22 protein-coding genes and 1 tRNA gene are annotated in these 22,041 nt (G+C 38.2%); 15 read left to right on the forward strand and 8 right to left on the reverse strand.

Going from position 1 to position 22,041, the window contains the following annotated elements; genetic code table 11:
• Nucleotides 1-52: 52 nt before the first annotated feature.
• From METEV_RS04295 to METEV_RS04325, 7 genes are read left to right on the forward strand one after another with little or no spacing between them, the layout of a single operon-like run.
• Nucleotides 53-2,125, forward strand: a complete 2,073-nt coding sequence (locus tag METEV_RS04295) for a chemotaxis protein CheA (RefSeq protein ID WP_013194333.1) — start codon at nt 53-55, stop codon at nt 2,123-2,125.
• 20 nt (nt 2,126-2,145) lie between these two features.
• Nucleotides 2,146-2,760, forward strand: a complete 615-nt coding sequence (locus tag METEV_RS04300) for a chemotaxis protein CheC (RefSeq protein ID WP_013194334.1) — start codon at nt 2,146-2,148, stop codon at nt 2,758-2,760.
• A gap of 40 nt (nt 2,761-2,800) precedes the next feature.
• Nucleotides 2,801-3,622 (forward strand): CheR family methyltransferase, encoded by an 822-nt coding sequence (locus METEV_RS04305; RefSeq protein ID WP_013194335.1) that lies wholly within the window; start codon nt 2,801-2,803, stop codon nt 3,620-3,622.
• A gap of 58 nt (nt 3,623-3,680) precedes the next feature.
• Nucleotides 3,681-4,310, forward strand: coding sequence for a chemotaxis protein CheC (locus METEV_RS04310; RefSeq protein WP_013194336.1), 630 nt, complete (start codon nt 3,681-3,683; stop codon nt 4,308-4,310).
• Between the two features lie 31 nt (nt 4,311-4,341).
• Nucleotides 4,342-4,869: a hypothetical protein gene (locus METEV_RS04315; RefSeq protein WP_013194337.1), complete on the forward strand. Its 528-nt coding sequence runs from the start codon at nt 4,342-4,344 to the stop codon at nt 4,867-4,869.
• Between the two features lie 60 nt (nt 4,870-4,929).
• Entirely contained in the window at nt 4,930-5,553 is a 624-nt protein-coding gene (locus METEV_RS04320; protein ID WP_013194338.1) for a hypothetical protein, read from the forward strand.
• A gap of 16 nt (nt 5,554-5,569) precedes the next feature.
• Complete coding sequence (locus tag METEV_RS04325) at nt 5,570-6,175, forward strand: hypothetical protein (protein ID WP_013194339.1); 606 nt, start codon at nt 5,570-5,572, stop codon at nt 6,173-6,175.
• A gap of 36 nt (nt 6,176-6,211) precedes the next feature.
• Here the strand turns inward: METEV_RS04325 and ccsA are convergent, their stop codons facing one another.
• Both ccsA and METEV_RS04335 read right to left on the reverse strand, forming a co-directional pair.
• Nucleotides 6,212-7,264 carry a cytochrome c biogenesis protein CcsA gene (gene ccsA / locus METEV_RS04330; protein ID WP_013194340.1) on the reverse strand — a complete coding sequence of 351 codons (1,053 nt, stop codon included), beginning with the start codon at nt 7,262-7,264 and terminating at the stop codon, nt 6,212-6,214.
• 25 nt (nt 7,265-7,289) lie between these two features.
• Complete coding sequence (locus tag METEV_RS04335; RefSeq protein WP_013194341.1) at nt 7,290-8,228, reverse strand: cytochrome c-type biogenesis CcmF C-terminal domain-containing protein; 939 nt, start codon at nt 8,226-8,228, stop codon at nt 7,290-7,292.
• A 164-nt stretch (nt 8,229-8,392) separates the two neighbouring features.
• Between METEV_RS04335 and METEV_RS04340 the strand changes: the two genes are divergently transcribed.
• The 5 genes from METEV_RS04340 to METEV_RS04360 all read left to right on the forward strand — a co-directional run bounded on the left by METEV_RS04340 (nt 8,393) and on the right by METEV_RS04360 (nt 12,033).
• Entirely contained in the window at nt 8,393-8,941 is a 549-nt protein-coding gene (locus METEV_RS04340) for a CDP-2,3-bis-(O-geranylgeranyl)-sn-glycerol synthase (protein ID WP_269634954.1), read from the forward strand.
• A 27-nt stretch (nt 8,942-8,968) separates the two neighbouring features.
• Nucleotides 8,969-9,493: an orotate phosphoribosyltransferase gene (gene pyrE, locus METEV_RS04345; RefSeq protein WP_013194343.1), complete on the forward strand. Its 525-nt coding sequence runs from the start codon at nt 8,969-8,971 to the stop codon at nt 9,491-9,493.
• Nucleotides 9,494-9,630: 137 nt separating this feature from the next.
• On the forward strand, nt 9,631-10,935 hold the full coding sequence (purD, locus tag METEV_RS04350) for a phosphoribosylamine--glycine ligase (RefSeq protein ID WP_013194344.1): 1,305 nt from the start codon (nt 9,631-9,633) through the stop codon (nt 10,933-10,935).
• 18 nt (nt 10,936-10,953) lie between these two features.
• Complete coding sequence (argF, locus tag METEV_RS04355; RefSeq protein WP_013194345.1) at nt 10,954-11,865, forward strand: ornithine carbamoyltransferase; 912 nt, start codon at nt 10,954-10,956, stop codon at nt 11,863-11,865.
• 83 nt (nt 11,866-11,948) lie between these two features.
• Nucleotides 11,949-12,033 (forward strand) — tRNA-Leu (locus METEV_RS04360).
• Between the two features lie 54 nt (nt 12,034-12,087).
• Here METEV_RS04360 and sat read toward each other — a convergent pair.
• Together sat and METEV_RS04370 are read right to left on the reverse strand one after the other, a co-directional pair.
• The gene (sat, locus tag METEV_RS04365; RefSeq protein WP_013194346.1) at nt 12,088-13,248 is read right to left on the reverse strand and encodes a sulfate adenylyltransferase; all 1,161 of its coding nucleotides are present in this window, start codon (nt 13,246-13,248) and stop codon (nt 12,088-12,090) included.
• 35 nt (nt 13,249-13,283) lie between these two features.
• Nucleotides 13,284-13,994, reverse strand: coding sequence for a phosphoadenylyl-sulfate reductase (locus METEV_RS04370; protein WP_013194347.1), 711 nt, complete (start codon nt 13,992-13,994; stop codon nt 13,284-13,286).
• A gap of 224 nt (nt 13,995-14,218) precedes the next feature.
• On the opposite strand from METEV_RS04370, the gene METEV_RS04375 reads away from it, so the two are divergent.
• Nucleotides 14,219-15,514 carry a methanogenesis marker 16 metalloprotein gene (locus METEV_RS04375; protein ID WP_013194348.1) on the forward strand — a complete coding sequence of 432 codons (1,296 nt, stop codon included), beginning with the start codon at nt 14,219-14,221 and terminating at the stop codon, nt 15,512-15,514.
• Between the two features lie 4 nt (nt 15,515-15,518).
• Here METEV_RS04375 and comE read toward each other — a convergent pair whose 3' ends face one another.
• From comE to METEV_RS04390, 4 genes are all read right to left on the reverse strand, one after another.
• Nucleotides 15,519-16,673 (reverse strand): sulfopyruvate decarboxylase subunit beta, encoded by a 1,155-nt coding sequence (comE, locus tag METEV_RS04380; RefSeq protein WP_013194349.1) that lies wholly within the window; start codon nt 16,671-16,673, stop codon nt 15,519-15,521.
• 12 nt (nt 16,674-16,685) lie between these two features.
• On the reverse strand, nt 16,686-17,312 hold the full coding sequence (locus tag METEV_RS12910; RefSeq protein ID WP_332258457.1) for a pyridoxal-phosphate dependent enzyme: 627 nt from the start codon (nt 17,310-17,312) through the stop codon (nt 16,686-16,688).
• Between the two features lie 14 nt (nt 17,313-17,326).
• Nucleotides 17,327-17,938: a pyridoxal-phosphate dependent enzyme gene (locus METEV_RS12915; protein WP_332258458.1), complete on the reverse strand. Its 612-nt coding sequence runs from the start codon at nt 17,936-17,938 to the stop codon at nt 17,327-17,329.
• Between the two features lie 89 nt (nt 17,939-18,027).
• A complete protein-coding gene (locus METEV_RS04390) occupies nt 18,028-18,483 on the reverse strand; it encodes a hypothetical protein (RefSeq protein ID WP_157197281.1) in 456 nt (151 codons plus the stop codon).
• Nucleotides 18,484-18,764: 281 nt separating this feature from the next.
• Between METEV_RS04390 and lonB the strand changes: the two genes are divergently transcribed.
• Together lonB and METEV_RS04400 are read left to right on the forward strand one after the other, a co-directional pair.
• Nucleotides 18,765-20,714, forward strand: coding sequence for an ATP-dependent protease LonB (lonB, locus tag METEV_RS04395; RefSeq protein WP_013194351.1), 1,950 nt, complete (start codon nt 18,765-18,767; stop codon nt 20,712-20,714).
• Nucleotides 20,707-22,038 carry a TldD/PmbA family protein gene (locus METEV_RS04400; RefSeq protein WP_013194352.1) on the forward strand — a complete coding sequence of 444 codons (1,332 nt, stop codon included), beginning with the start codon at nt 20,707-20,709 and terminating at the stop codon, nt 22,036-22,038. Before lonB ends, METEV_RS04400 begins: the two co-directional genes overlap by 8 nt.
• The last annotated feature ends 3 nt before the right edge of the window (nt 22,039-22,041 follow it).

A 22,041-nucleotide genomic window follows, 5' to 3' on the forward strand; every position in this document is an offset into this window, starting at 1 on the left:
TAGGATATGTATATAATAAAAACGTGTTACAAATTTACAGGAGTTATAAAATATGGACATGTCTGAATATAAACAGGTTTTTCAGGCAGAATCCGATGAACATCTTCAACAGTTGAATGATTCGCTGTTGAAACTGGAACAAAATCATGAAGACCTGGAACAAATCAATATAATGTTTCGCTCCGCTCATACCCTTAAAGGTATGGCATCTACAATGGGGTTTAGTTCCATTGCAGAATTAACCCATGAAATGGAAAATCTAATGGATGGCATACGCAACAAACAGATAAAACTGGATGATTCTATAATAGATATCCTTTTTGAATGTCTGGACACCATCGAATCACTGGTAGAAACCATTGACAGTGAAGATGATGTTGATATTTCTCACTTAAAGAATAACCTTAATAGTATAATAGAAAACGGTGGTTCAGGTCAGGAAACTCAGGAAGAATCTGAACAGGTAGAAAATGAAAGCGAAGACGAAGAAACTACCAGCGAGACTGATTTTGAGTTAAATATTGATTTTTCAGATGAAGAAATACAACAAATCCAGGATGCAAATCAAAACGGTCTCAGTGTAATAGGTGCAAAAATTACACTTGATGATTCATGCATGTTAAAATCTGCACGGTCATCAATTGTACTCAAAAAAATTTCTGAATATGGAACTATCATAAAAACAGTTCCTTCCATGGATGATTTGGATGAAGAGAATTTTGAAACTGAATTCAATGTTGTTTTCTCTACCGAAAATAATCAGGACATTATAAAAGAAGAAGTACAAAAAATCTCAGAAATACAAAATGTCACACTTTCAGAGATAAGTCTGGAAAATAAAGAACCATCTGAACCGTCCAGTGAAACAGATAATAAAAACGAGCTAGAAACCGAAACTCAACCCAGCAATACACAGGAACAGACACAATCCGGACAAGACACAAGCAAACGCTCAAACGAGATGAAAAGCGTTCAAAGTGTACGTATAGATATTGACAGACTTGACAATATGATGAACCTTGTTGGAGAACTTATTATTAACAAAATCCGGATTAACCAGTTGACATCTGATTACGATATCAAAGACCTTGACGATACACTGGCTGACCTTGACAGGCTTACAAATGACATCCAGACAGAAGTAATGGAATCCAGAATGGTCCCAATGGACCATATATTCAGCAGATTCCCCAGAATGGTCAGGGACCTTTCAAAATCTGAAGGTAAAAAAATCGACCTTAATATTGAAGGTAAAGATATTGAACTTGACCGGACAATACTTGATGAAATCGGAGATCCGCTGGTGCATCTTTTAAGAAATTCAGTTGACCATGGTATAGAGGAGCCGGAAAAACGAAGAGAAACAGGAAAAAGTGAAACCGGTCACATCCGACTTTCAGCATCAAGGCAAAGAAACAGTATCCTGATAGAAGTCGAAGATGATGGAAAAGGGATGAACCCTGATAAACTCAGAGAAACCGCTGTGAAAAAAGGGTTAATGAGCCAATCCGAAGTTGACAGAATGTCTGATGAAGAGGCAATGAATCTTATTTTTACACCCGGATTCAGCGGAGCGGAAAAAGTCACTGATGTTTCTGGACGCGGTGTAGGAATGGATGCAGTCAAAGCCAAAATAGAAGAACTTGGAGGCAGTGTCAAAACCGAATCCTTTGAAGGTGAAGGAACAAAAATCCAGCTCCAGCTCCCACTTACAATTGCAATTATACAGTCCATTCTAGCAAAAGTGTCAGATGAAACCTATGTAATACCACTTACAAACGTTGTCAGGAATGTCAGCATCAAAGAAAGCGATATCAAGACCATAAAAGGCGAGGAAGCCATCCTGTTAAGAGGGGAAGTACTACCTATTGTGCGGTTACATGATGTACTGAACACTTCTAAAAACAACCAGCAACAGGATGACGATGGAGAACTTATTGTAGTTATTGTAGAAAGAATGGGAAAGAAAGTCGGGCTTATTGTTGATGACCTGATAGGAAAACAGGAAGTCATGATAAAAACACTGGACAATAAACTGCTCAAGAATACCAAAGGATTTGCCGGTGCTACTATTCTTGGTGATGGAAACGTGGCTCTTATACTTGATATATCAACACTTATCTGAAACATTAATGAGGTTTAAATATGGAAGAAATCGACGAAATGACAAAGAGCGCTTTACAGGAAGCAGGAAATATTGGAATGGGAAACCTTGCTACTGCTCTTTCAAAAATGGTTTCACGTGAAGTGAAAATCAATATACCCACTGTAGAAATGGTATCACTCGACCAGGTTGTAAAAGAGGCTTCAGAAGGTAGCCAAAAAAGTGTAGTTGGTATCCATTTAAAAATTACCGGTGATGTCACAGGTGGAACAGTAATATTACTTCCAAAATATTCAGCATTTTCTTTTTCCGACCTGCTGCTTAAAAAACCGGTAGGTAAAACAAACAAAATCACAAACAAAGAAACCATGAAACTGAAAGAAATGGGGCTTCGCATGTGTAGTACCTATATGAGTTCAGTTAACGAATTCCTGGGTACTAATCTGGAAGTTAGTAAACCCGAGATAGTAGTTAATATGGATGGTGTGGGTTCATCTGTAAAAGAACAGTTACAAAGCCTTGCTGATGATTTTATAATTATCAGGGGAGAATGTACTATTCCCACCACGAATTCTAAAAAACATTTTAACATGCTCTTTGAACCAGAAGCTTCAGACGTCATAATGGCTGCTGTTATGAAAAAGATGACAGGATAACGATTGATATTCACGATTAAAACCAAAGAAGGATTTAGCCATGAACGAAACTGAAGTTGAAGATGAAAATTATTCTTCATTAAAGAGCCTTATAAACAAAAATCTTGGGTTTCATTGTGACCAGTATAAAGATACCCATTTTAAACGAAGAATTGCTGTAAGGATGAGGGCGACCAACTCTCGGGATTATTCTGAGTACATTAAGGTACTAAAAGACAATCCTGATGAATATAGAAACCTTATGAAAACCCTTACTGTCAATGTAACCAATTTTTTCAGAAATCCTGATTCATATCAGATTGTGGAAAATGACGTATTACCAGATATAATCAAATCCAAATCGAATTCTTCCAACAAATCCATCCGTATATGGAGTGCAGGATGCTCTATCGGTGTAGAAGCGTATTCTTTAGCCATAATCCTTCACCAGTTATTGAAGAATGAATTCAAAAAATACCGGATTAATATTATAGGAACTGATATTGACAACGAGGCTTTATCCAGAGCAAAAGAAGGAAAATACACCGAAACAGAACTTAAAGGTGTAGATGACAAAATAATTGACAAATACTTTGAAAAAAAAGATGGCTGGTATTTCATATCAGATGAACTAAAAAAGGTTGCAAATTTTAAATGGCATGATTTAATTGCCGGTAAAAAAATGAGCGGTTTTGACCTCATATTTTGTAGAAATGTTACCATTTATTTTGAAAAAGACCTCCAGGAAAAATTGTACATGAATTTTTACAATGCCTTGAATCAAGGTGGGTACTTTGTAATGGGTAAAACAGAAACGCTTGTAGGTGAATCTCAGAATTTGTTCAAACCATACAACTCCAGAGAGCGTATTTATTACAAATGATGTTTAAAAATACATCCAAGTGAATAAAAATTAGGACAGGTCCGAGAGTGTTGATAATATGAATATAAATGAATTATCGAATCTTCAAATAGATGCCATGAAAGAAATTGGAAACATTGGTATGGGAAATGCCACCACCTCACTTTCAGAACTTACCGGTAAGAGGGTTCAATTGAACCTGTCCAGTATACAAAAACTTAATCCTTCAGCAATTATCCAGAACCTTCCCGAATCAATAACAATGACCTGTATTATGCATACTATAAAAGGTGATATTCAGGGTGTTATATTAAATCTGTTTGAGATTAGTAATGCAATGGTTCTAACAAATCTGTTACTTTCAGAAACAGAATATGAATATGACCCGGAGATGAATGAATCTGCATTAAATGAGATAAGTAATATCCTAACGGGTTCATATTTGACCTCGATATCCAGTTTTTTACAGGTTAATGGTTTGCATTCTGTACCACAGACTGTTACAGGTTCTATGGAAGACATTCTTGATACTGCATCCAGAGAAATGGGGCATGATATTGAAAACATGCCGAATCTGGAGACCATGTTTATGATACAGTCAGTAGGTCATGAGAGCGGATTGAATACCCTCTACGGTGATGTATTTTTCCTTATCGAACCTGAATCACTGGACAAATTGATTGAAACTGTTGATAATATGATGACATGATATTAGCAAAACTGTTCAGGGTAGAAATTTAATGTCAAACATCTGGACCAAGTTTATACACAAAAAAGATACAGATGATAAAAACAAAGATAACTCATTCCTTGATGAACTGGAACGTTTTATCGGCAACAGTACAAATCACAATCATAATTTCAAAAAAGAGGATGAATTCTCCGAATTGGAAAAAAATGAAAACTATTCAGAAGATGGATACGGTCAAGAACCTAATGAGGATATTGAAATTATAAAATGGAGTTCAAAAAGCCACTACGGACATGAACTTCAGGATGAGACATATCCAGATGATGTTGTAAGACTTGTAAAAACACAGAATGGTTGTCTTTATCTGAAATATTCTATTGTTTCAGAAGAAGTCGATGATGTACCTGTTGAGTCTGTAAAGGAAGCAGTGTCAATAATTGAAGAGGACAATAACACAACAGAAGAAGTGTATCCAGACAACCCTGAACTCAAATGGAACAAAATCAAAGATATTCGACACCAATATGAAGACGTAATGGTAAAAAATAAAAAAGATAATGAATTATATATAAATTAATATAGTTTAAGAGAAATTTTATAAAAGGTAAATAAATAATCTACGGAGGAATTTAAAGTAATGATGGATATAGCTCTCTATTCCCTTGTTGACGATATGGTCAGCAAATCAGGGACAGAAGGTGTTGTTGAATACTGGCTACGTGTCGGTGAAAGTTATGCAGAAAGAATGGGAAAAGAAGCATATGTCGGATGGCCAGCTTTCAACGTTGCGATGAAAGAAGGAAGAACATCTCTTACAGTTGAAGGTGCTGTTAATGTTCTGACAGATTTGGCGATTACAGACAAGGATGGAGATGTGATTGGATATGTATACGCATTAAAAACCTGTCCTGTAGCACCTACAATGTCCAGATTTATTAAAAAAATTGGACCAATACACGATTCTGATAATGATGTGGCTGAAAACTACAACTCTCGTATCAGGGATTCGGCAGTTTCCAATTACTGCATAACTCATCAGAAATTCAGAGAGGTTGCTGCAAACAACATTACGGTATCCAAACAGGGTTTGGAATGTCTCCACCTTGCAAACAAAGGACGTCTTGGTGATGTCAAAATGGTGAAAGAAAATCTGGACAGAATCAATGTTGATGAAAGACATATTAAAAGTATACTTCGCAGTGCATCATGCGTGTTTGCATTGATTGTTAAAGGAAAAAGTGCAGGAGACGAAGAAGATTAAATAAAAGGTGATATTAATGTCTGAAGATATAGAATCCAATCCATTTGTAGATGTTTCAGTGTTCCTGTTTTTTGAAGACATTGCCGATAAACAGGGTGTAGAGGGTTTTACAAATTATATGGTAAGCCAGGCAGAATCCCTTGCTATGTCTGTCCCTGAAGAAGAATATGATACATGGGAAGATTTTGCAAATGCTGTGGTTGCAGGAGAATCCGTATTCTCATCATTTGAAAACATAAAACAAATCAGCAAATACGGATTTGTAACTGAAGAATGTCCGTTCTCCAAAGCTATCAGCGAATATATTAAACGTCTTGGAATAATGAATTCGGTGCATGATGAGGCAAAAGACCATTATAACCATACAATTCAGCCATCTGCAGCTCATAGCGGATGCATGATGCACCAGACATACCGTCAGGAAGTTGCTAAACGTATTAAAATCGGAGGCAAACCACTAAATTACGCCCAGATTGCTTCAAAAGCGTATGCTGGAAATGTGGTCACACCACCTGAATCATGGAAAAAAGTACTGCTGGAAAAAGCAGGCATTTCTGAAACACAGGGATTTATGGAAATGCGTGAGAACGCATGCCTTTTTGCTCTCTATATAGATGAATAAAAGGAAAATGTCATTTCCTTATTCTGTTTTCATTTATTACTCCATATACTTGTTAACCAGCATAACAATACTCGACCCGAGCAAACCGAGCAAAAAGATAGCAACTATAAAGCTTGTAGGTGTGAAATCCTGCCATGAATGTACCGAAGCCCATATACCACTTCTTGTAACAAATGTTGCAAATACCACCAACACAAACGAAAAAATAGCCAGTGCAGGAGCTAATTTTCTGAATTTATTACCATTGTGAATCTGGGTGTGCAGATAGGCAGTCGAAGTTATCCAGGGTATAAGGGAAGACGTTTCCACAGGGTCCCATGACCAGTACCATGCCCCCCATCCCAGAACTTCATAAGCCCAGAATCCTCCGAGCCCAATACCAAGCGTTAAAAACAGCCACGAAACCCTCATCCAGTGGGTAGCTATTTCTGTCCATCGATTATCATCCAGTATGAGACTGGCAAACGCCGATGCAAAAGGAATTGTAATTGCTGCATAACCAATAAACAGAACAGGAGGGTGTATCGCCATCCAGGGGTTGCGAAGAAGAGGGTTCATACCCTGTCCGTAAGGAGCCTGGAATGCTGTGACAAACGGATTCCAGTTTGTAAGTTCTATTGTTCCTGAAGGTACGGCATAATACATCGAAAACGGGTTTTTGAGAACAAGAAGCAGTAAAAAAACCGATGCAATAAAAATCGAGATAGTTACTGTAAGCTCGTACAGTCTGGTACCTGAAAATTGCTTCTTGTGCATTGTATATTTTAAAACCAAAAGTATTACCAGTATAAGCCATCCCCACAGAAGGAAAGACCCCTCCTGACCTGCCCAGAGGGCAGATAACCGGTAATACCAGGTAAGGTCTGCACTCGAGTGCTGATAAACATAACTGTAGGCGGTTTGAACATGGAAAAGGTAGTAGCTGAGCAGGAATACTGCAACTGTAACCGCACCCGCAGCACCAATCTCAAGTCTACAGGACAGGGTCTTTAAGTAGCCTGAACCTTTAAAATAATACAGAATAGATGTGAGTCCTGCTCCAAGACAAAGTGTAAATGCTGCCCAGATTAATATCATTCCTATATTCATAATTCAAAACATCCAGATTTGTCCATTACTCAGATTTGTTAATTTTTTCTTTATTCTTCAGATAACTTACTGCCAGAAGTGATAAAACACCAAATGCCATTAAACACAATCCACCCCATACAAAAGTTATGAAAGGTACTGTTCTTGAATAGAGGTTTACTTTACCTGTCTCCATATCCACACCTTTAGGAGCAATAAAATACTCTTCCAGCAAATTTCGATGTATATAGGTAGTGGTGTAGGATTGGTCCCATTTTAAATCCCTAATAGATTTTACATTTCCACTATCAAAATACTCTCCGTTTTTATAGACATCAAATGATACATTAGTTACATAGGATGAACCCGGATGTGATTTGAAGGGTTCTCCTTCAAATTGGGAGGATATTTTTGTAACACTTACACTGTAATCCTGACCTTCAAAAAAACCTCTGGATTCGGTCGATACAACTGTGGAATCCTCAACGGTCAAACCAGTGCTTAAAACCACCCCCAAAATAATCAGAACAAGTCCCAGATGAATAATATGTGCACTGATACTTCGGGCGTTTTTATACGGATTATATTTCCATCCTGTAACAGAATGTAATATGTTATATAAGATAGCAATAATCGCAAGAACAGAAAACGGAATTATAAAATCAACAGGCAAACTGTTAAATGGTAAAATGACCGCAAAAATAGCGGATAAAACTACTACAACAGAAACAGTGACAAATAATTTTTTCTCGCTCAGTTTTCCAAGTAACAGATAAATTGAAAGCAGAATTATAAGCACTCCTGTAGGTAGAGCAGCCCTTATGTTAAAATAATAGGCATCCAGATTCATGCTGTTTCCTGTTAAAAAATCCACCAGAAGTGGTGTTAACATACCAACGGTTATCAAAGCCGCAAGCAATACAAAAACAAGCAATGCTGCAAGCATGACATTGCTTTTTGTTAATATCTGATTAATTCCGGTCATGTATATATGTACCCTGTTTACTTGCTTTTAGTTAATTATAAAAATAAAAATTTACATTTACCTGATGTTGATGGAACTATACACATATGTAAAATAAAGTTTTGGTCAAATAAGTAATTACTACAACAAATAAAACGATTTGAGTTGATAATACGATTGATTTAATAATTACTGCTGTATGGTTAATGCTACCTGCTTATATACCAAGCCCTGCTGCAAGTTTATTCGGCGGTGGGAAACCACTTGATTTTAACGTTACTCTTAAAGACGGAGAAAGAGTTTTTGGTGATGGTAAGACCTTCAGAGGTCTATTTGCAGGTACTATTATTGGACTATTTATAGGGATAGCACAAATGGTACTGGTTTCAGGAGGATACTCTCCATTTGATATACAACTGCCCAAATTTGGAAGCTCTTTTATTGGCTCAATCCTGGTAATTTTTTCACTTTCATTTGGTTCACTATTGGGTGATCTTTTCATGAGCTTTTTAAAACGAAGACTAAAACTTAAAAGAGGTGCTCCGCTTCCTGTCATAGATCAGCTCGATTTTGTACTTGGTGCATGGTTACTGGTATATCTGGCATCTCCTGTCTGGTTCATTTCAAATTTTACATACAAAATAATTCTTATTATACTGATACTTACTCCGCTACTTCATATAGTAACAAACGTAATAGGATATCTGATAGGTGTAAAAAAAGAACCCTGGTAATATAGAATAAAATGAAGGTCAGGTAATATGAGCAATAATAAAGACCTAATTAAAGCACTCAAAGATTGTGGAGCAATTCAGATTGGTGAATTTATACTCTCATCTGGTAAAAAAAGCAATTATTATGTAGATATTAAAAAAGCAAGCACTCGACCGGATACACTTAAACTAATTGGAAAAAAGGCAGCAGAGATAATAAAATCTATAGATGTGGATAATGTTGGCGGTGTTGAACTTGGTGGTGTACCCATAGCAACTGCGGTATCACTTGAATCAGGGCTTCCAATGATTATCATACGCAAATCTTCCAAAGAATACGGTACAGGTGGGAGACTTGTAGGTCAACTGGAAAAAGGAGAGCGTGTGATACTACTTGAAGATGTTACTACAAGTGGAGGGTCTGTTAAAGAAGCAGTCTCTAATATACAGAATGAAGGAGGATATATAGATACTGTTATAACGGTTGTTGATAGAGAAGAGGGTGCAGAGGAAAATTTAAAATCTGCTGGAATCAAACTTATAACATTGATTAAAGCCAGTGACCTTGTTTAATACAGTAACGTATTTATTGCAGGAATTTTAAAATGTTGCAGGAAATATACCTATAAAAATTATCAATCAATAAATCAGAATTAGATATTAATACATAAATCCAGATTATTAAATTTAATTTTAAAGGGGTTTTATAGATGAATATATTAGTTGTTGGTGGTGGCGGAAGAGAACATGTTATTGCACAGACAATAGCAAACAGCAAACATAACCCGTCACTTTATGCTGTAATGTCAAAGAAAAATCCAGGAATTGCATCTTTGTGCAATGATTATCTGATAGATGATGAAAATAATATCGACAGAATTGTAGCTTATGCTAAATCCAAAAAAGTAGACATTGTTGTAATAGGACCTGAGAAACCTCTTGCATCCGGTCTTGCTGATGCACTTGAAAGGGCAAAAATAGGTGTTGTAGGTCCAAAAAAGGATGCCGGTAAAATTGAATTTAATAAAGCATGGGCCCGAAATTTTATGAAGAAATACAATATAGAAGGATGTCCCGAATTTAACATATTTGACAATGAAAAAGATGTTAACGAATTTATTGAAAAACTGGGAAATGTAGCAGTAAAGCCCATTGGATTGACCGGTGGCAAGGGTGTCAAAGTGATGGGCGACCAGCTTCCAGATATCGATTCTGCAAAAGAATATGCAAGAACCCTTTTAAAAGACGGTAAAGTGGTAATAGAAGAAAATCTGGTAGGAGAAGAGTTTACAGTTCAAGCGTTTGTTGATGGGAACAATCTTGCATTTACACCTCCTATACAGGACCATAAACGAGCGTTTGAAAATGATAGAGGTCCAAATACAGGAGGAATGGGTTCATATAGCAGTGCAGATGATGTTTTACCTTTCATGAACAAGGAAGACCTTGAAAAAGCCCAAAAGATTCTCAAAGATACTGTGGACTCTTTGTATAAAGAAACTGGAATACACTACAAAGGTATTATTTATGGACAATTCATGCTCACAAAAGATGGTCCCAAAGTCATAGAGTATAATGCCCGTTTTGGAGACCCTGAAGCAATGAATGTACTACCACTTCTTGAAAACGATTTTGTGGATGTATTATCAGCTGTTGTTAACGGCAGTCTGTCTGAAATGAAACTTGGATTCAGTAAAAAAGCGACTGTATGCAAATATGCCGTTCCAGAAGGATATCCCTATGAACCGGTCAAAGACAGTGAAATAATTATCGATGATATTGGAGATGCACTGCTATATTATGCAAGTGTATACGAAGAAAACGGTAAAATTTATACATCCGGTTCAAGAGCCCTTGCTTTTGTAGGAGTTGCCAATACAATATCGGAAGCCGAAAATATCGCTCAGACATCTCTGGATAATGTAAAGGGAAAAATTCAAGCAAGGCGTGATATTGGTACAGAGGAGTTTATCCAGAAAAAAATAGACCACATGAAACAGCTCAAAACTGCATGATTTACAGGGTTGGTATAAATGAAACATTTAATATCAATGGCTGACCTTTCCGATGAAGTCATCCATGAATTACTTGATTCTGCTCAGGATTTGAAAGAAAAACGTGCAAGAGATAAAGTAACCGAGCTTTTGAAAAACAAAAGCCTTGCTATGATATTTGAAAAACCGTCAACTCGCACCCGGGTATCCTTTGAAGTAGCTATGAGCGACCTTGGTGGGCATGGGCTGTATCTTAATTATAAAGACATCCAGCTTGACCGCGGTGAACCAATATCTGACACCGCTGCTGTACTTTCCAGATATGTACATGGGATTGCAGGAAGGGTTAACAGTCATGATACAATCAAGCAAATGGCAAAATATTCCACTGTACCCGTTATAAATGCTCTATCAGACATGGAACATCCGTGCCAGATACTTGCTGATTTGCTCACTATCCAAGAGTACAAAAATAGGACTAAAAACCTGAAATTCGCATGGGTTGGTGACGGAAACAATGTATGCAACTCTGCAATTCTTGGATGTGCTATTGTAGGTATGGACATTGTTGTTGCATGTCCTGAAGGTTATGAACCAAACAGCTACATTGTAGAGCAGGGTAAGAAAATAGGAGGAAACGTTACTATCACCCATGACCCTGCTGAAGCCGCAGAAAATGCTGACATATTATACACCGATGTATGGATATCTATGGGTGATGAAGAAGAACGTGAAAAACGCCTGAACGACCTTGGTGGTTACCAGATTAATTCAAACCTTGTAAACCTTGCAAAACGTGATGTTATTGTTATGCACTGCCTCCCTGCACACAGAGGTGAAGAAATTACCGAAGATGTGCTCAATGGCTCACACTCGGTGATTTTTGATCAGGCAGAAAACCGGCTCCATGCCCAGAAAGCTCTCATTCTGAAATTGATGGGTCAAAAATAAACAAAAGGTTTTTAAATACCATCAATTTTTTAATGGATGGCAAAGTTTAATAAGGAAAAACACTACTATGAGTATCCTCAGGCGCGGGAGTTGCCGAGCTAGGTCAAAGGCGCTGGATTCAGGGTCCAGTCTCGAAGGAGTACGTGCGTTCGAATCGCACCTCCCGCATCTACTTTTTTTTATAATGGTTTAAAGGGTGAAGAGAATTCACCCTTATAGGGATTATTCTACAAATGGATTCTCGTACTTGAGAATTGAATCCGCTACTTCAGGTCTCATTGAATCGGCTGGCGGACGTTCACCATTTGTTAGCATTTCACGCATTCTTGTTCCACTGAAGTTTACAATCTGTTCTTCAGAATGAGGACATGTCTTATCATTTGCGATACCTCTGCACTTTTTACAGTAGAAGAACGACTTGAAAAAGATAGGTGTAATTCCAAGTTCCTCCTCATCAAATTCTGAAAATATTTCATGAGCGGCAAATGGATGGTAGAAAGACCCTACGCCTGCATGGTCTCTGCCTACAATGAAATGTGTGCATCCGAAATTCTTTCTCACAATAGCATGAAAAATTGCCTCTCTTGGTCCTGCATACCGCATTTCAGTCTGAAAGATTCCAAGCGTTGCTCTATCCTGTGGGAAATAATTCTCAATAAGAGATTCATAAGAATCAAGGATAACATTATCTTTAAAATCCCCGCTTTTCTTTCTTCCTATAACCGGGTTTATAAACAAACCATCAACAAGACTTAGTGCGGTTTTTTGTATAAATTCATGACCAAGATGTGGAACATTTCGGGTCTGGAAACCTACAACCTTTTCCCAGTCTTTTTCTTTGAACATCGACCTTGTTTCTGCCGGTTTTAATGCATACTCATAAAATGGTGTTGATGTTTCATTGAGAAGGTTAATTTTTCCTCCAACCAGCCTGTCGTTTAATTGATAGATTTTTGCAACTCCCGGGTGTGCATCATCTGTTGTCCCAAAGACTTGTTCACAATGCACCCTTTTGTTGAATTTATAAACATCATCCACATTCAACAGGGCTACCGGCTGGTTATTGTGTCTGAGTAAAACTTCATCACCAGGGTTCAAATTACTTGCTTTCTCTTTGGATAAATCAAGTACTATAGGTATCGTCCAAGGTATTCCGCTGGATAACCTTTTGTCATAAAGCACGCGTTCATAATCATCAGAGGTTAAAAAACCTTCAAGTGGACTGAATAAACCGCTTGCAATATTTTCCACATCTTTTACAAGTTCTGGACCTATTTCAATACTCTGGAAATCATTAGCACGATTGATAATATCTTCTGCTTCTCCATTGGATAGAGTTCTATCTATAAGTTTTCCACCATGAGGTTTTTGTTGTTCAACCATCCTTAAATCACCTGTTTATGATAAACTTCGTGTAACTATTTTAGATTTCCTGAATGGAGACCGCACTCTTTTTTTGTGGCTTCTCCCCACCACCACCGACCTTCACGTTCATGCTGTCCCGGAGTAACGGGTCTTGTACACGGTTCACATCCGATACTAATGTAGCCCTTTTCATGGAGTTTGTTGTAGGGGACGTCATTCTCGAATATGTACTGCCATACCTGTTTCAGAGTCCAGTTAGCCAGAGGGTTGAATTTCACAAGTTCACCGCCACCAAAAGCGGGGTCGATTTGCACCACAGGAAGGTCAGACCGGCTTGGACTCTGGTCTTTTCTCTGGCCTGTGACCCATGCATCCAGACCATCGAGTGCTCGTTTTAGGGGTGCTATTTTTCTGACGCTGCAGCATTCATTATGCCCATCATTGTAAAAAGAGAACAACCCTTTTTCTTTCACGAGTTTCTCTGTGGATTCACGGTCGGGCATATATACATCTATATCAATATTGTAATAGTCGCGTATCTCTTCTATAAACCGGTAGGTCTCTGGATACAGTCGTCCTGTATCAAGAGTAAATACACTTATATCATCCCTTATTTTTTTAGCCATGTCTATAAGAACTACGTCTTCCGCTCCGCTAAATGATATTGAAATGTTGGGTGTGTATTTATCAAGTGCATGAGAAATGATTGTTTGAGGGGTTTCAGCATCAAGTTGTTCTGATTCGTTTACCAAACTTTGTGACATAGTTATAGTCCCTGTTAACATATCTTGTTTTTTATATTCAGATTTTGATTTGTTAAAAATATCAAAATATTGTATCACTATATATTTGTAACCATGATGGAACAATTCAAAATTTAAGTCATTCGTTAACAACCAAACACTTTAATACTTGTTTCACAATTGTGAAACTGTAATTAATATTATATAAAACTCACACCACATAATAATATATACGGTTGAAAAATATGTCAGATAAAGAAAGAACCTATCAGGAAATACAAAGAAAAATCGACAATGGAAAAGCCGTTGTATTAACTGCTGATGAAATATGTAACCGTGTCCGCTCAGGTGAAAAAATCAATTTTGAAGATGTAGATGTTGTTACCACCGCAACCAGAGGTATAATGAGCGGAACATACGCTGTTTTTTCATTTAAAGTTGCTGAACCGAATTCATTTATCAAAGCATCACGAGTTTGGTTGAATAATGTGCCTGCACAAGTAGGTCCGTGTCCCAATGAAAGGCTTGGTGTACTGGATTTGATTGTACATGGAACTGCCCACAGTAAAACCAACCCCAATTACGGGGGAGGACATCTTTTCAGAGAAATTGTAGAAGGTAAACCTATAACTGTAGAAATTGAAACAGTTGAAGGTCACTGGTTCAGCACCCATACCAACATAAAAGATATGCAGTACGCCAAATTGTTCGGAACCAGGCACGCGTTTAGGAATTATCTAGCTTTTGTCAATCCTGTAAACGAGTCACTTCCATCCATTTTCCACGCCGCTGAATTTAGAGGAAATTTAAGTGAAGCTACATTCTGCGGCTGTGGAGAACTAAACCCAATAGAAAACGACCCAGATTTGCAGACCATAGGAATTGGAACAAGGGTTATGATAAATGGGAATTATGGATATGTTTCTGGGCTCGGTACCCGCAGCAGTCCAGGAAAACCAAACCTTGGCGGATTTTCAGATATGCATGAGATGATTCCTGAATATATGGGAGGATTTGTTACATCTGCTGGTCCTGAAATAATAAATACATGGGCTGTACCAATACCTGTTATAAATCAGGATATTCTGGACAATATTGTAAAAATCAATAGTGACATTGAACTTAAAGTCGTAGATGTTAGCGGACGTCTACCATTATGCAAGACAAACTATGCAGATGTATGGAGCAATGTTGATGAGGAGGTCACCTATCAACCAAGTGAATGCATCGATTGTAGGGTCTGTGAAGTTGAAAGAACCTGTCCAATGGGTGCAGTGACCCATAAAAGAGGTGAATCAGCAGCTCACAATCCAATATTATGCTTTAATTGCGGACTGTGTACCACAAACTGTGCAGGAAATGCTTTCAGTGCTGCACTTGGAAACATCGATTACTGTACTGCCGAAACTGAAAAAGGGATTCCTGTTGTTGTCCGTCAGTCAGATCGGTTGCGTGCATTAAAAGCTGCAGATGAACTTAAGACAAAAATCATATCTGGAAAATTCAAAATTTCAGAACCGGTTGAATATATAAACCTCTAATTTTTTATTTTAACGCTTTCATAAACCTATCAGTAACTTCTACTGGGCTTAATGGTACCGTTTCACATGATACATTTCCAGATTTCAAAATCACATGTATAAACGCCAGTTCTCCTGAATTTTTGGCTTTTACAAATGCATCCTCAAGCTCATCCTTTGTATGTACTTTGGTGGTATTAATAAACCCTGATGCTCGTGCAAACAGTTCAAGGTCAAAAAATTTTGCAGTTAAAGTTTCCTGTGAACCGGTAGAACCATAAGCTCCGTTATCAAGAGCTACAACTATTAGGTTTGATGGTTTCGCACGAGCTATTTCAATTAATGCATTTGGATTCATAAGGATACTTCCATCTCCATCAAGAACTACCACATCTCTTTCCGATTTTAACGCAATGCCCATACCTATTGATGATGCAAGACCCAGAGAACCAAGCATATAATAATTGAGTTCTCTGTCATTAACAGAATACAGTTCTTTGCAGGGCACTCCAATATTAGCTACCAGTGCTTCATCATCAAGCAGTGGGGAAATAACGGAAATAGCATCATATCGTACCATTTCGGGCTTAGATATATTGGTTTTAAAATTTATTTCATAGGAACGTTCTTTAAGGTTTTCCGAATCCTGTTCAACCCGTGCCGAGCATGTGGAGGGTTCCCATACTCTGGGTGACATCAAAATTATATGAGGACGGCGGTTTTTAAATGAATCAGAAATAGCCCGGTCAACCAAATATAATTTTTCAACCTCATCTATTATAGTATATTCGATTCCTGCACCTTCCAGAATTGAAGGTAATGATTTGCCAAGCGGTTTTTGGGATTCAATACCTTCTTTATAAACACCTCTCCAACTGGCAAGCACAGGAAGTGGTATGTCACAGGCAATATTGAGCGATTCCAGTGCATTAATCATATTTCCAAGACCACTACTCTGGATTGCCATCATGGGTTTTGCACCCGCCATGTACAGCCCGGCACAAATACCCACTCCATTCTCTTCTCTTGTAAGCGGGATTTCTACAAAATTTTTGGATATAAGCGGCAATAGATTTTTTATTCGATCACATGGCAGAGTAGCCAGATAATCAATTCCATTATCCAGCATCATCTGGACAACAATATTTTCAGGGTCATCGGATTTGTTCGATGTAGACAAACATACCACCTTTTATTTACCAAGAACATCCTCCAGAGGTATTTCCGGACTCTTTGCACTGGCTACTGGCTCAATGTTTGAAAGTGTATAATCCTCTTTTAGCCGTTCAACACCGCCTCCTGCTATATTAAGGAGTATTACATCATCCTTATCCACATTTTCAGTATCTATTGATTTAATAAGCGACGCCACTGCTACTGCTGAAGGCGGGAGTATATCTATACCTTCAAAAGACTCAAACAGTGCTTTTGCTTCTTTTGCTTCATTATTGGTAATTCCATACATTAGACCGTCAGTATCTTCAAGTGCATCAAACACTCCACCATTTACAGAATATGGAGGCGCCCTGTTTGAAAGTACATCAGCAAAAATGTCACTGATACTTTTTTTGGGTTCCGGCATATCGATTTCCGGTATGATTTTACGCTGACATGCATTCCATGCATTAACCATTGGTGCAAACGGAAGATTCTGACTTAGATGGAGTTTTGAAATGTGGTCACCAAAACGACCATCTTCACGCAGGCGAAGCGCTGCTTCCCATGCTGCTATTGCCCCAGTTCCGCTTCCTATTGCCTGGAAGTAATGGTCAGGAATCTGTTTGATGGTTACTGCTGCGTCCAGCATGACAGTACCCATACCATCACGTCTGGCTATATTTCTTGCTCCCCCTCTGGCATTATTCCCGGGGTTTTGGCTATTCTGTCTGCCAGATGGATTGCATCAGTATAATCATTTCCTTCTTCCATTTTTATCAAATGAATAGAATCAGATGGTTCTTCCGGAATCCACATCCGTGACATACCATTTGGTGGTACTACTATATAGACATCAACACCAGTCAAAGCCGATACATGTGCAAAAGCACGACCCGTGTTGCCAGCTGACGCAAGTACAAGTGATGAATGGTCTGATTCAATCAAACGTTGTATTGTTGGGTGTGCCTCCAGTTCTTTGAAACTGCATGTTTTTATCAGTGCATTGCGTTCAGGCCAATATCCACTAAAACTAATATATAGATTGGATAATTCTAATTCATTTGCCAGTTCTTCACTTTTGTAGGTTATTGGTGCAGCTTCCGTCATTAACAGATTCTGTACTGGCAACCATTCGTTGTATTTCCCAATTCCAGGTGCATTTTTTAAATCCAGTTCCTTTGATTGGTACTCAGCCCGAACAAAAGAATCGTCATCATCACATTTCAGTCTATAATCTCCAAGATAATTTCGTCCGCACTGTAAACATTTTAAGTTATAGTTTCCCATTGAAAAAACCAATATATTGTTTTATTTAAAAAGATATTCCAAGCTTTGGGAGTTATTCATTCTATTATAATTTTACGTTTTTAGTAGATTTATTTTCCGGTATAGAAAGTATTAGGAGTGCTGTTTGTATTTTCAAGGATTTTACTTGTACCTTCTGGATAGATAATAACTAACCTGTCAACATTGGTACCAAGATTACGGGAATCATGGAGATAATATTCACTACTTTGTCTTGAAACATTGCTCAATATTAAACGTGCATGATTTTTACCGATTTCAACAACCCTAAAATCTTCAAATTCACTGAACATATCATTAAATGTAGGTTCAAGGTTGCGGCTACCAAGGACAAAAACATACATCTGTGCAAATAAATCCAGTTCATAGTTTATTCTGGCTTGTGCATCATTATCATCAAATTCAATTACCATCTGCTCTATGTCAATATACTGATGTTTATTATCAACGGTCTGGGCAAATGCTGGATATCCAAGAGTTGTACATGACAGCAGAATTATAAATATTGCCAGTATTATAGATTTCATAACCATCTTATTGAATGCATTACAGTTTAATATCTCTTTTTCAATACTATCTATTAAACCAGTTACCAAAATCTTTATCAATATTACGTATAGTATATTGTATAAATAATTACCTAAAAACCAGTTTTATAGATTTAATATAAGGTAAGAATAATTTCCTTTTTAAGATAAAAAGTAAAAGACAAAGATTACATAAACCTGTGCATAAATAATATAAACGTAGCAGGTATAAAGTTAATCAGTCAATCATAATTTAACATTATCAACTATGTGAGTTAACCATGGATAACGAGAACGAAAATACTGCCAACGAAAATACCAAAGTTTATGATGCTGATTTTGATACAACTGAATCCGTTAATGTACCAGAACAACTAATAGACCAGGTTATCGGGCAGGACCATGCTGTAGAGGTGGTGAAAAAAGCTGCTGAACAGCGACGCCATGTCATGATGATTGGTAGTCCCGGTACTGGTAAATCATTGCTTGCAAAAGCAATGGCTGAACTTCTGCCAAAAGAAGAACTAAAAGATGTACTGGTATATCCCAATACCGAAGACCCAAATAATCCTAAAGTGCGAGAGGTCCCTGCCGGAAAAGGGAGGGAAATCGTACAGGCACATAAAATGGAAGCCCGCAAAAGAAGCCAGTCACGCAATATGCTGATGTTGCTTCTTATCTTTGGTATTGTCATGTATTCCTTCTATGTAGGACAACTACTGTGGGGTATTATTGCTGCTATCTTGCTTCTGGTTTTGACTCGCCAGTTCATGCCAAAAGACGACCTCATGGTTCCAAAACTTATAGTTTCAAACTATGAAAAGGAACATGCACCATACATTGACGCCACAGGAACACACGCAGGTGCACTCCTTGGAGATGTGAGGCACGACCCGTTCCAGTCAGGTGGAATGGAAACACCTGCACACGACAGGGTTGAAAGTGGAGACATTCATAAATCCCACAAAGGAGTATTGTTTATTGATGAAATCAATACACTAAATATCGAAACCCAGCAGAATATGCTTACCGCATTACAGGAGAAAGAATATCCGATTACCGGTCAATCCGAACGCAGTTCAGGAGCACTTGTAAAATCCGACCCTGTACCATGTGATTTTATAATGGTTGCCGCCGGTAACCTCGATGCTGTTGAAAATATGCATCCTGCACTAAGGTCACGTCTGAAAGGATATGGATATGAACTCTACATGCGTGACACAATGGAGGATACACCTGAGAACAGAAAAGACCTTGTGAGGTTTGTAGCCCAAGAAGTCAAGCGTGATGGACATATCCCGCACTTCAATAAATCTGCTGTAGATGAAATCATTCGAGAATCCAGAAGGAGAGCAGGTCGAAAAGGACACCTTACTCTAAAACTTAGAGATCTTGGCGGTCTTATTAGAGTGGCAGGAGACATTGCAAAAGCCGAAGGCTCTGAATACGCAACAGAGGAACATGTAATATCTGCCAAACGAATGGCTCGTTCTATTGAACAGCAGGTAGCAGATAATTACCTTGAACAAAAGAAACAATACCAGCTGTTTTCCAAAGAGGGCGAACAGGTCGGAAGAGTCAACGGACTTGCTGTCATGGGAGGTGACTCAGGAGTCGTACTTCCAATCATTGCTGAAGTTACACCTTCGCTCTCGAATTCAGAAGGAAGTGTCATAGCCACCGGTATGCTCAAAGATATAGCCAAAGAAGCTGTACAAAACGTATCCGCAGTTATCAAAAACATTACCGGAAAAGATATTGCAAACAGAGATATACACATCCAATTTGTGGGTACTTACGAAGGTGTTGAAGGTGACAGTGCATCTATTTCAGTGGCAACCGCTGTAATATCTGCAATCGAACAGGTACCTGTTAACCAGACAGTTGCAATGACAGGTTCACTCTCTGTAAGAGGAGATGTTCTGCCTGTCGGAGGTGTTACCTACAAGATTGAAGCCGCTGCTCAAGCAGGAATACAAAAAATCATTATTCCAAAAGCCAATGAAGCTGATGTTCTTATCGAAGACCAGTATAAGGATCAGGTAGAAATAATCCCTGTATCAACAATTACCGAAGTTATCGAACACAGTCTGGTTGGAAATGAAAAGAAAAACATCGTTGACAAACTCAAAAAGGTAAGCAATGTAAAATGGAACTTTGATATGCCTGAAGTAGTTCCAGCATCTATTGAGAATATGAAAAAATCCGGAACAGGAAGTAAAAATGCGTGATGTGGATTTTTATGATGCAAGAGTGGTAGAAGGTACTACCACTTCTATTTTCCTTGATAATGGTAAAGTTGAAGACATTTCTGTTGATTTCTCAAGAGGTGCAGGTGTAAGAGCCCTCTGCGGTGGTTCTTGGGGTTTTACATCCGTTGACGGAAATTTTGACCTTGATAAAACCATTGATTCTGCTGCAAAACTTGCAAAGACGATGGACAATAAAACTCCGAAAGAAAAAATTAACCTAAAGTCTTCACCAGAACCAGAGGTTAAAAACACACCAAATGTCAAAAAAGACCCAAGGGATATACCCATTGAAGAAAAAGTACAAATCCTAAAAGATATTGATGAAAGTGCAAATATAGAAGGTGTCAGTAATACTACAGCAATATATACCGAATCCATTGTTAAATTCGAATATACCAATTCTGAAGGTCTGGATTGTGAACATGAACTGACAAGAACTGGTTTTGCCGTCAGTGCTGTTGCATCTGGAAACGGAGAATATCAGGTTGGAAGAGAAAGCAGATTTGATGTTAGCGGGTTTGAATTATTCGATGAAAATGATGCATTGGCACTTGGTGAATCAGCAGGACATACTGCTGTTGACCTTCTCAGTGCAAAAAAACCAAAAGGTGGTAATATGCCAGTCATACTAAATCCTGAACTGGCAGGTGTATTTGTTCATGAGGCGGTAGGTCATGCTTCAGAGGCAGACCTTGTACTTGAAGGTAATTCTGTCTTTGAAAACCATATTGGTGAACAAATTGCATCCTCACTCGTCGATGTTATAGATGACCCTACACTTCATAAATACGGATATTACCCCTTTGATGCTGAAGGAGTCCAATCTTCAAAAACAGAAATTATAAAAGATGGAGTACTCAATTCCTATCTCCACTCCAGAGAAACCGCCGCAAAACTCGGAGGTACACCTGGGAATAGTAGAGCCCAGGGATATTCAGAACCGGTTGTCAGGATGAGCAATACCTATATCGACAACGGTGAATCGAAATTTGAAGAAATGCTTGAAGAGATAGGCAACGGTATATATCTTATCGGGTCCAGGGGCGGACAGGTAAACCCCGGTGAAGGCATATTCCAGTTCAACGCTGAAAAAGGATACCTTGTTGAGAACGGTGAAATAAGTTCTTTGCTTCGTGATGTTTCGCTTTCTGGTAATACTCTTGAAATACTGAAAAACGTTACAATGGTTGGAAACGACCTCGAAATGAATTCTGGAAGATGCGGAAAGAAAGGACAATTGATGCCGGTAAGTGATGGTTCACCTCATATATTAGTTTCTAATGCACTGGTAGGAGGAGCCTAACAT

It is taken from the genome of Methanohalobium evestigatum Z-7303, assembly GCF_000196655.1.
Classification (GTDB): Archaea; Halobacteriota; Methanosarcinia; order Methanosarcinales; family Methanosarcinaceae; genus Methanohalobium; species Methanohalobium evestigatum.

Bases quoted from the DNA above. Each gene is read 5' to 3' on its own strand.
- METEV_RS04335 (WP_013194341.1), bottom strand. From the start codon at position 8,228: ATGACCGGAATTAATCAGATATTAACAAAAAGCAATGTCATGCTTGCA.
- METEV_RS04390 (WP_157197281.1), bottom strand. From the start codon at position 18,483: ATGAAATCTATAATACTGGCAATATTTATAATTCTGCTGTCATGTACA.
- purD (WP_013194344.1), top strand. From the start codon at position 9,631: ATGAATATATTAGTTGTTGGTGGTGGCGGAAGAGAACATGTTATTGCA.
- METEV_RS04310 (WP_013194336.1), top strand. From the start codon at position 3,681: ATGAATATAAATGAATTATCGAATCTTCAAATAGATGCCATGAAAGAA.
- METEV_RS04315 (WP_013194337.1), top strand. From the start codon at position 4,342: ATGTCAAACATCTGGACCAAGTTTATACACAAAAAAGATACAGATGAT.
- METEV_RS04400 (WP_013194352.1), top strand. From the start codon at position 20,707: ATGCGTGATGTGGATTTTTATGATGCAAGAGTGGTAGAAGGTACTACC.
- METEV_RS04375 (WP_013194348.1), top strand. From the start codon at position 14,219: ATGTCAGATAAAGAAAGAACCTATCAGGAAATACAAAGAAAAATCGAC.
- METEV_RS12915 (WP_332258458.1), bottom strand. From the start codon at position 17,938: ATGGGAAACTATAACTTAAAATGTTTACAGTGCGGACGAAATTATCTT.
- argF (WP_013194345.1), top strand. From the start codon at position 10,954: ATGAAACATTTAATATCAATGGCTGACCTTTCCGATGAAGTCATCCAT.
- METEV_RS12910 (WP_332258457.1), bottom strand. From the start codon at position 17,312: ATGGGTACTGTCATGCTGGACGCAGCAGTAACCATCAAACAGATTCCT.
- METEV_RS04295 (WP_013194333.1), top strand. From the start codon at position 53: ATGGACATGTCTGAATATAAACAGGTTTTTCAGGCAGAATCCGATGAA.
- METEV_RS04300 (WP_013194334.1), top strand. From the start codon at position 2,146: ATGGAAGAAATCGACGAAATGACAAAGAGCGCTTTACAGGAAGCAGGA.
- METEV_RS04305 (WP_013194335.1), top strand. From the start codon at position 2,801: ATGAACGAAACTGAAGTTGAAGATGAAAATTATTCTTCATTAAAGAGC.
- ccsA (WP_013194340.1), bottom strand. From the start codon at position 7,264: ATGAATATAGGAATGATATTAATCTGGGCAGCATTTACACTTTGTCTT.
- METEV_RS04320 (WP_013194338.1), top strand. From the start codon at position 4,930: ATGATGGATATAGCTCTCTATTCCCTTGTTGACGATATGGTCAGCAAA.
- METEV_RS04325 (WP_013194339.1), top strand. From the start codon at position 5,570: ATGTCTGAAGATATAGAATCCAATCCATTTGTAGATGTTTCAGTGTTC.
- METEV_RS04370 (WP_013194347.1), bottom strand. From the start codon at position 13,994: ATGTCACAAAGTTTGGTAAACGAATCAGAACAACTTGATGCTGAAACC.
- pyrE (WP_013194343.1), top strand. From the start codon at position 8,969: ATGAGCAATAATAAAGACCTAATTAAAGCACTCAAAGATTGTGGAGCA.
- sat (WP_013194346.1), bottom strand. From the start codon at position 13,248: ATGGTTGAACAACAAAAACCTCATGGTGGAAAACTTATAGATAGAACT.
- lonB (WP_013194351.1), top strand. From the start codon at position 18,765: ATGGATAACGAGAACGAAAATACTGCCAACGAAAATACCAAAGTTTAT.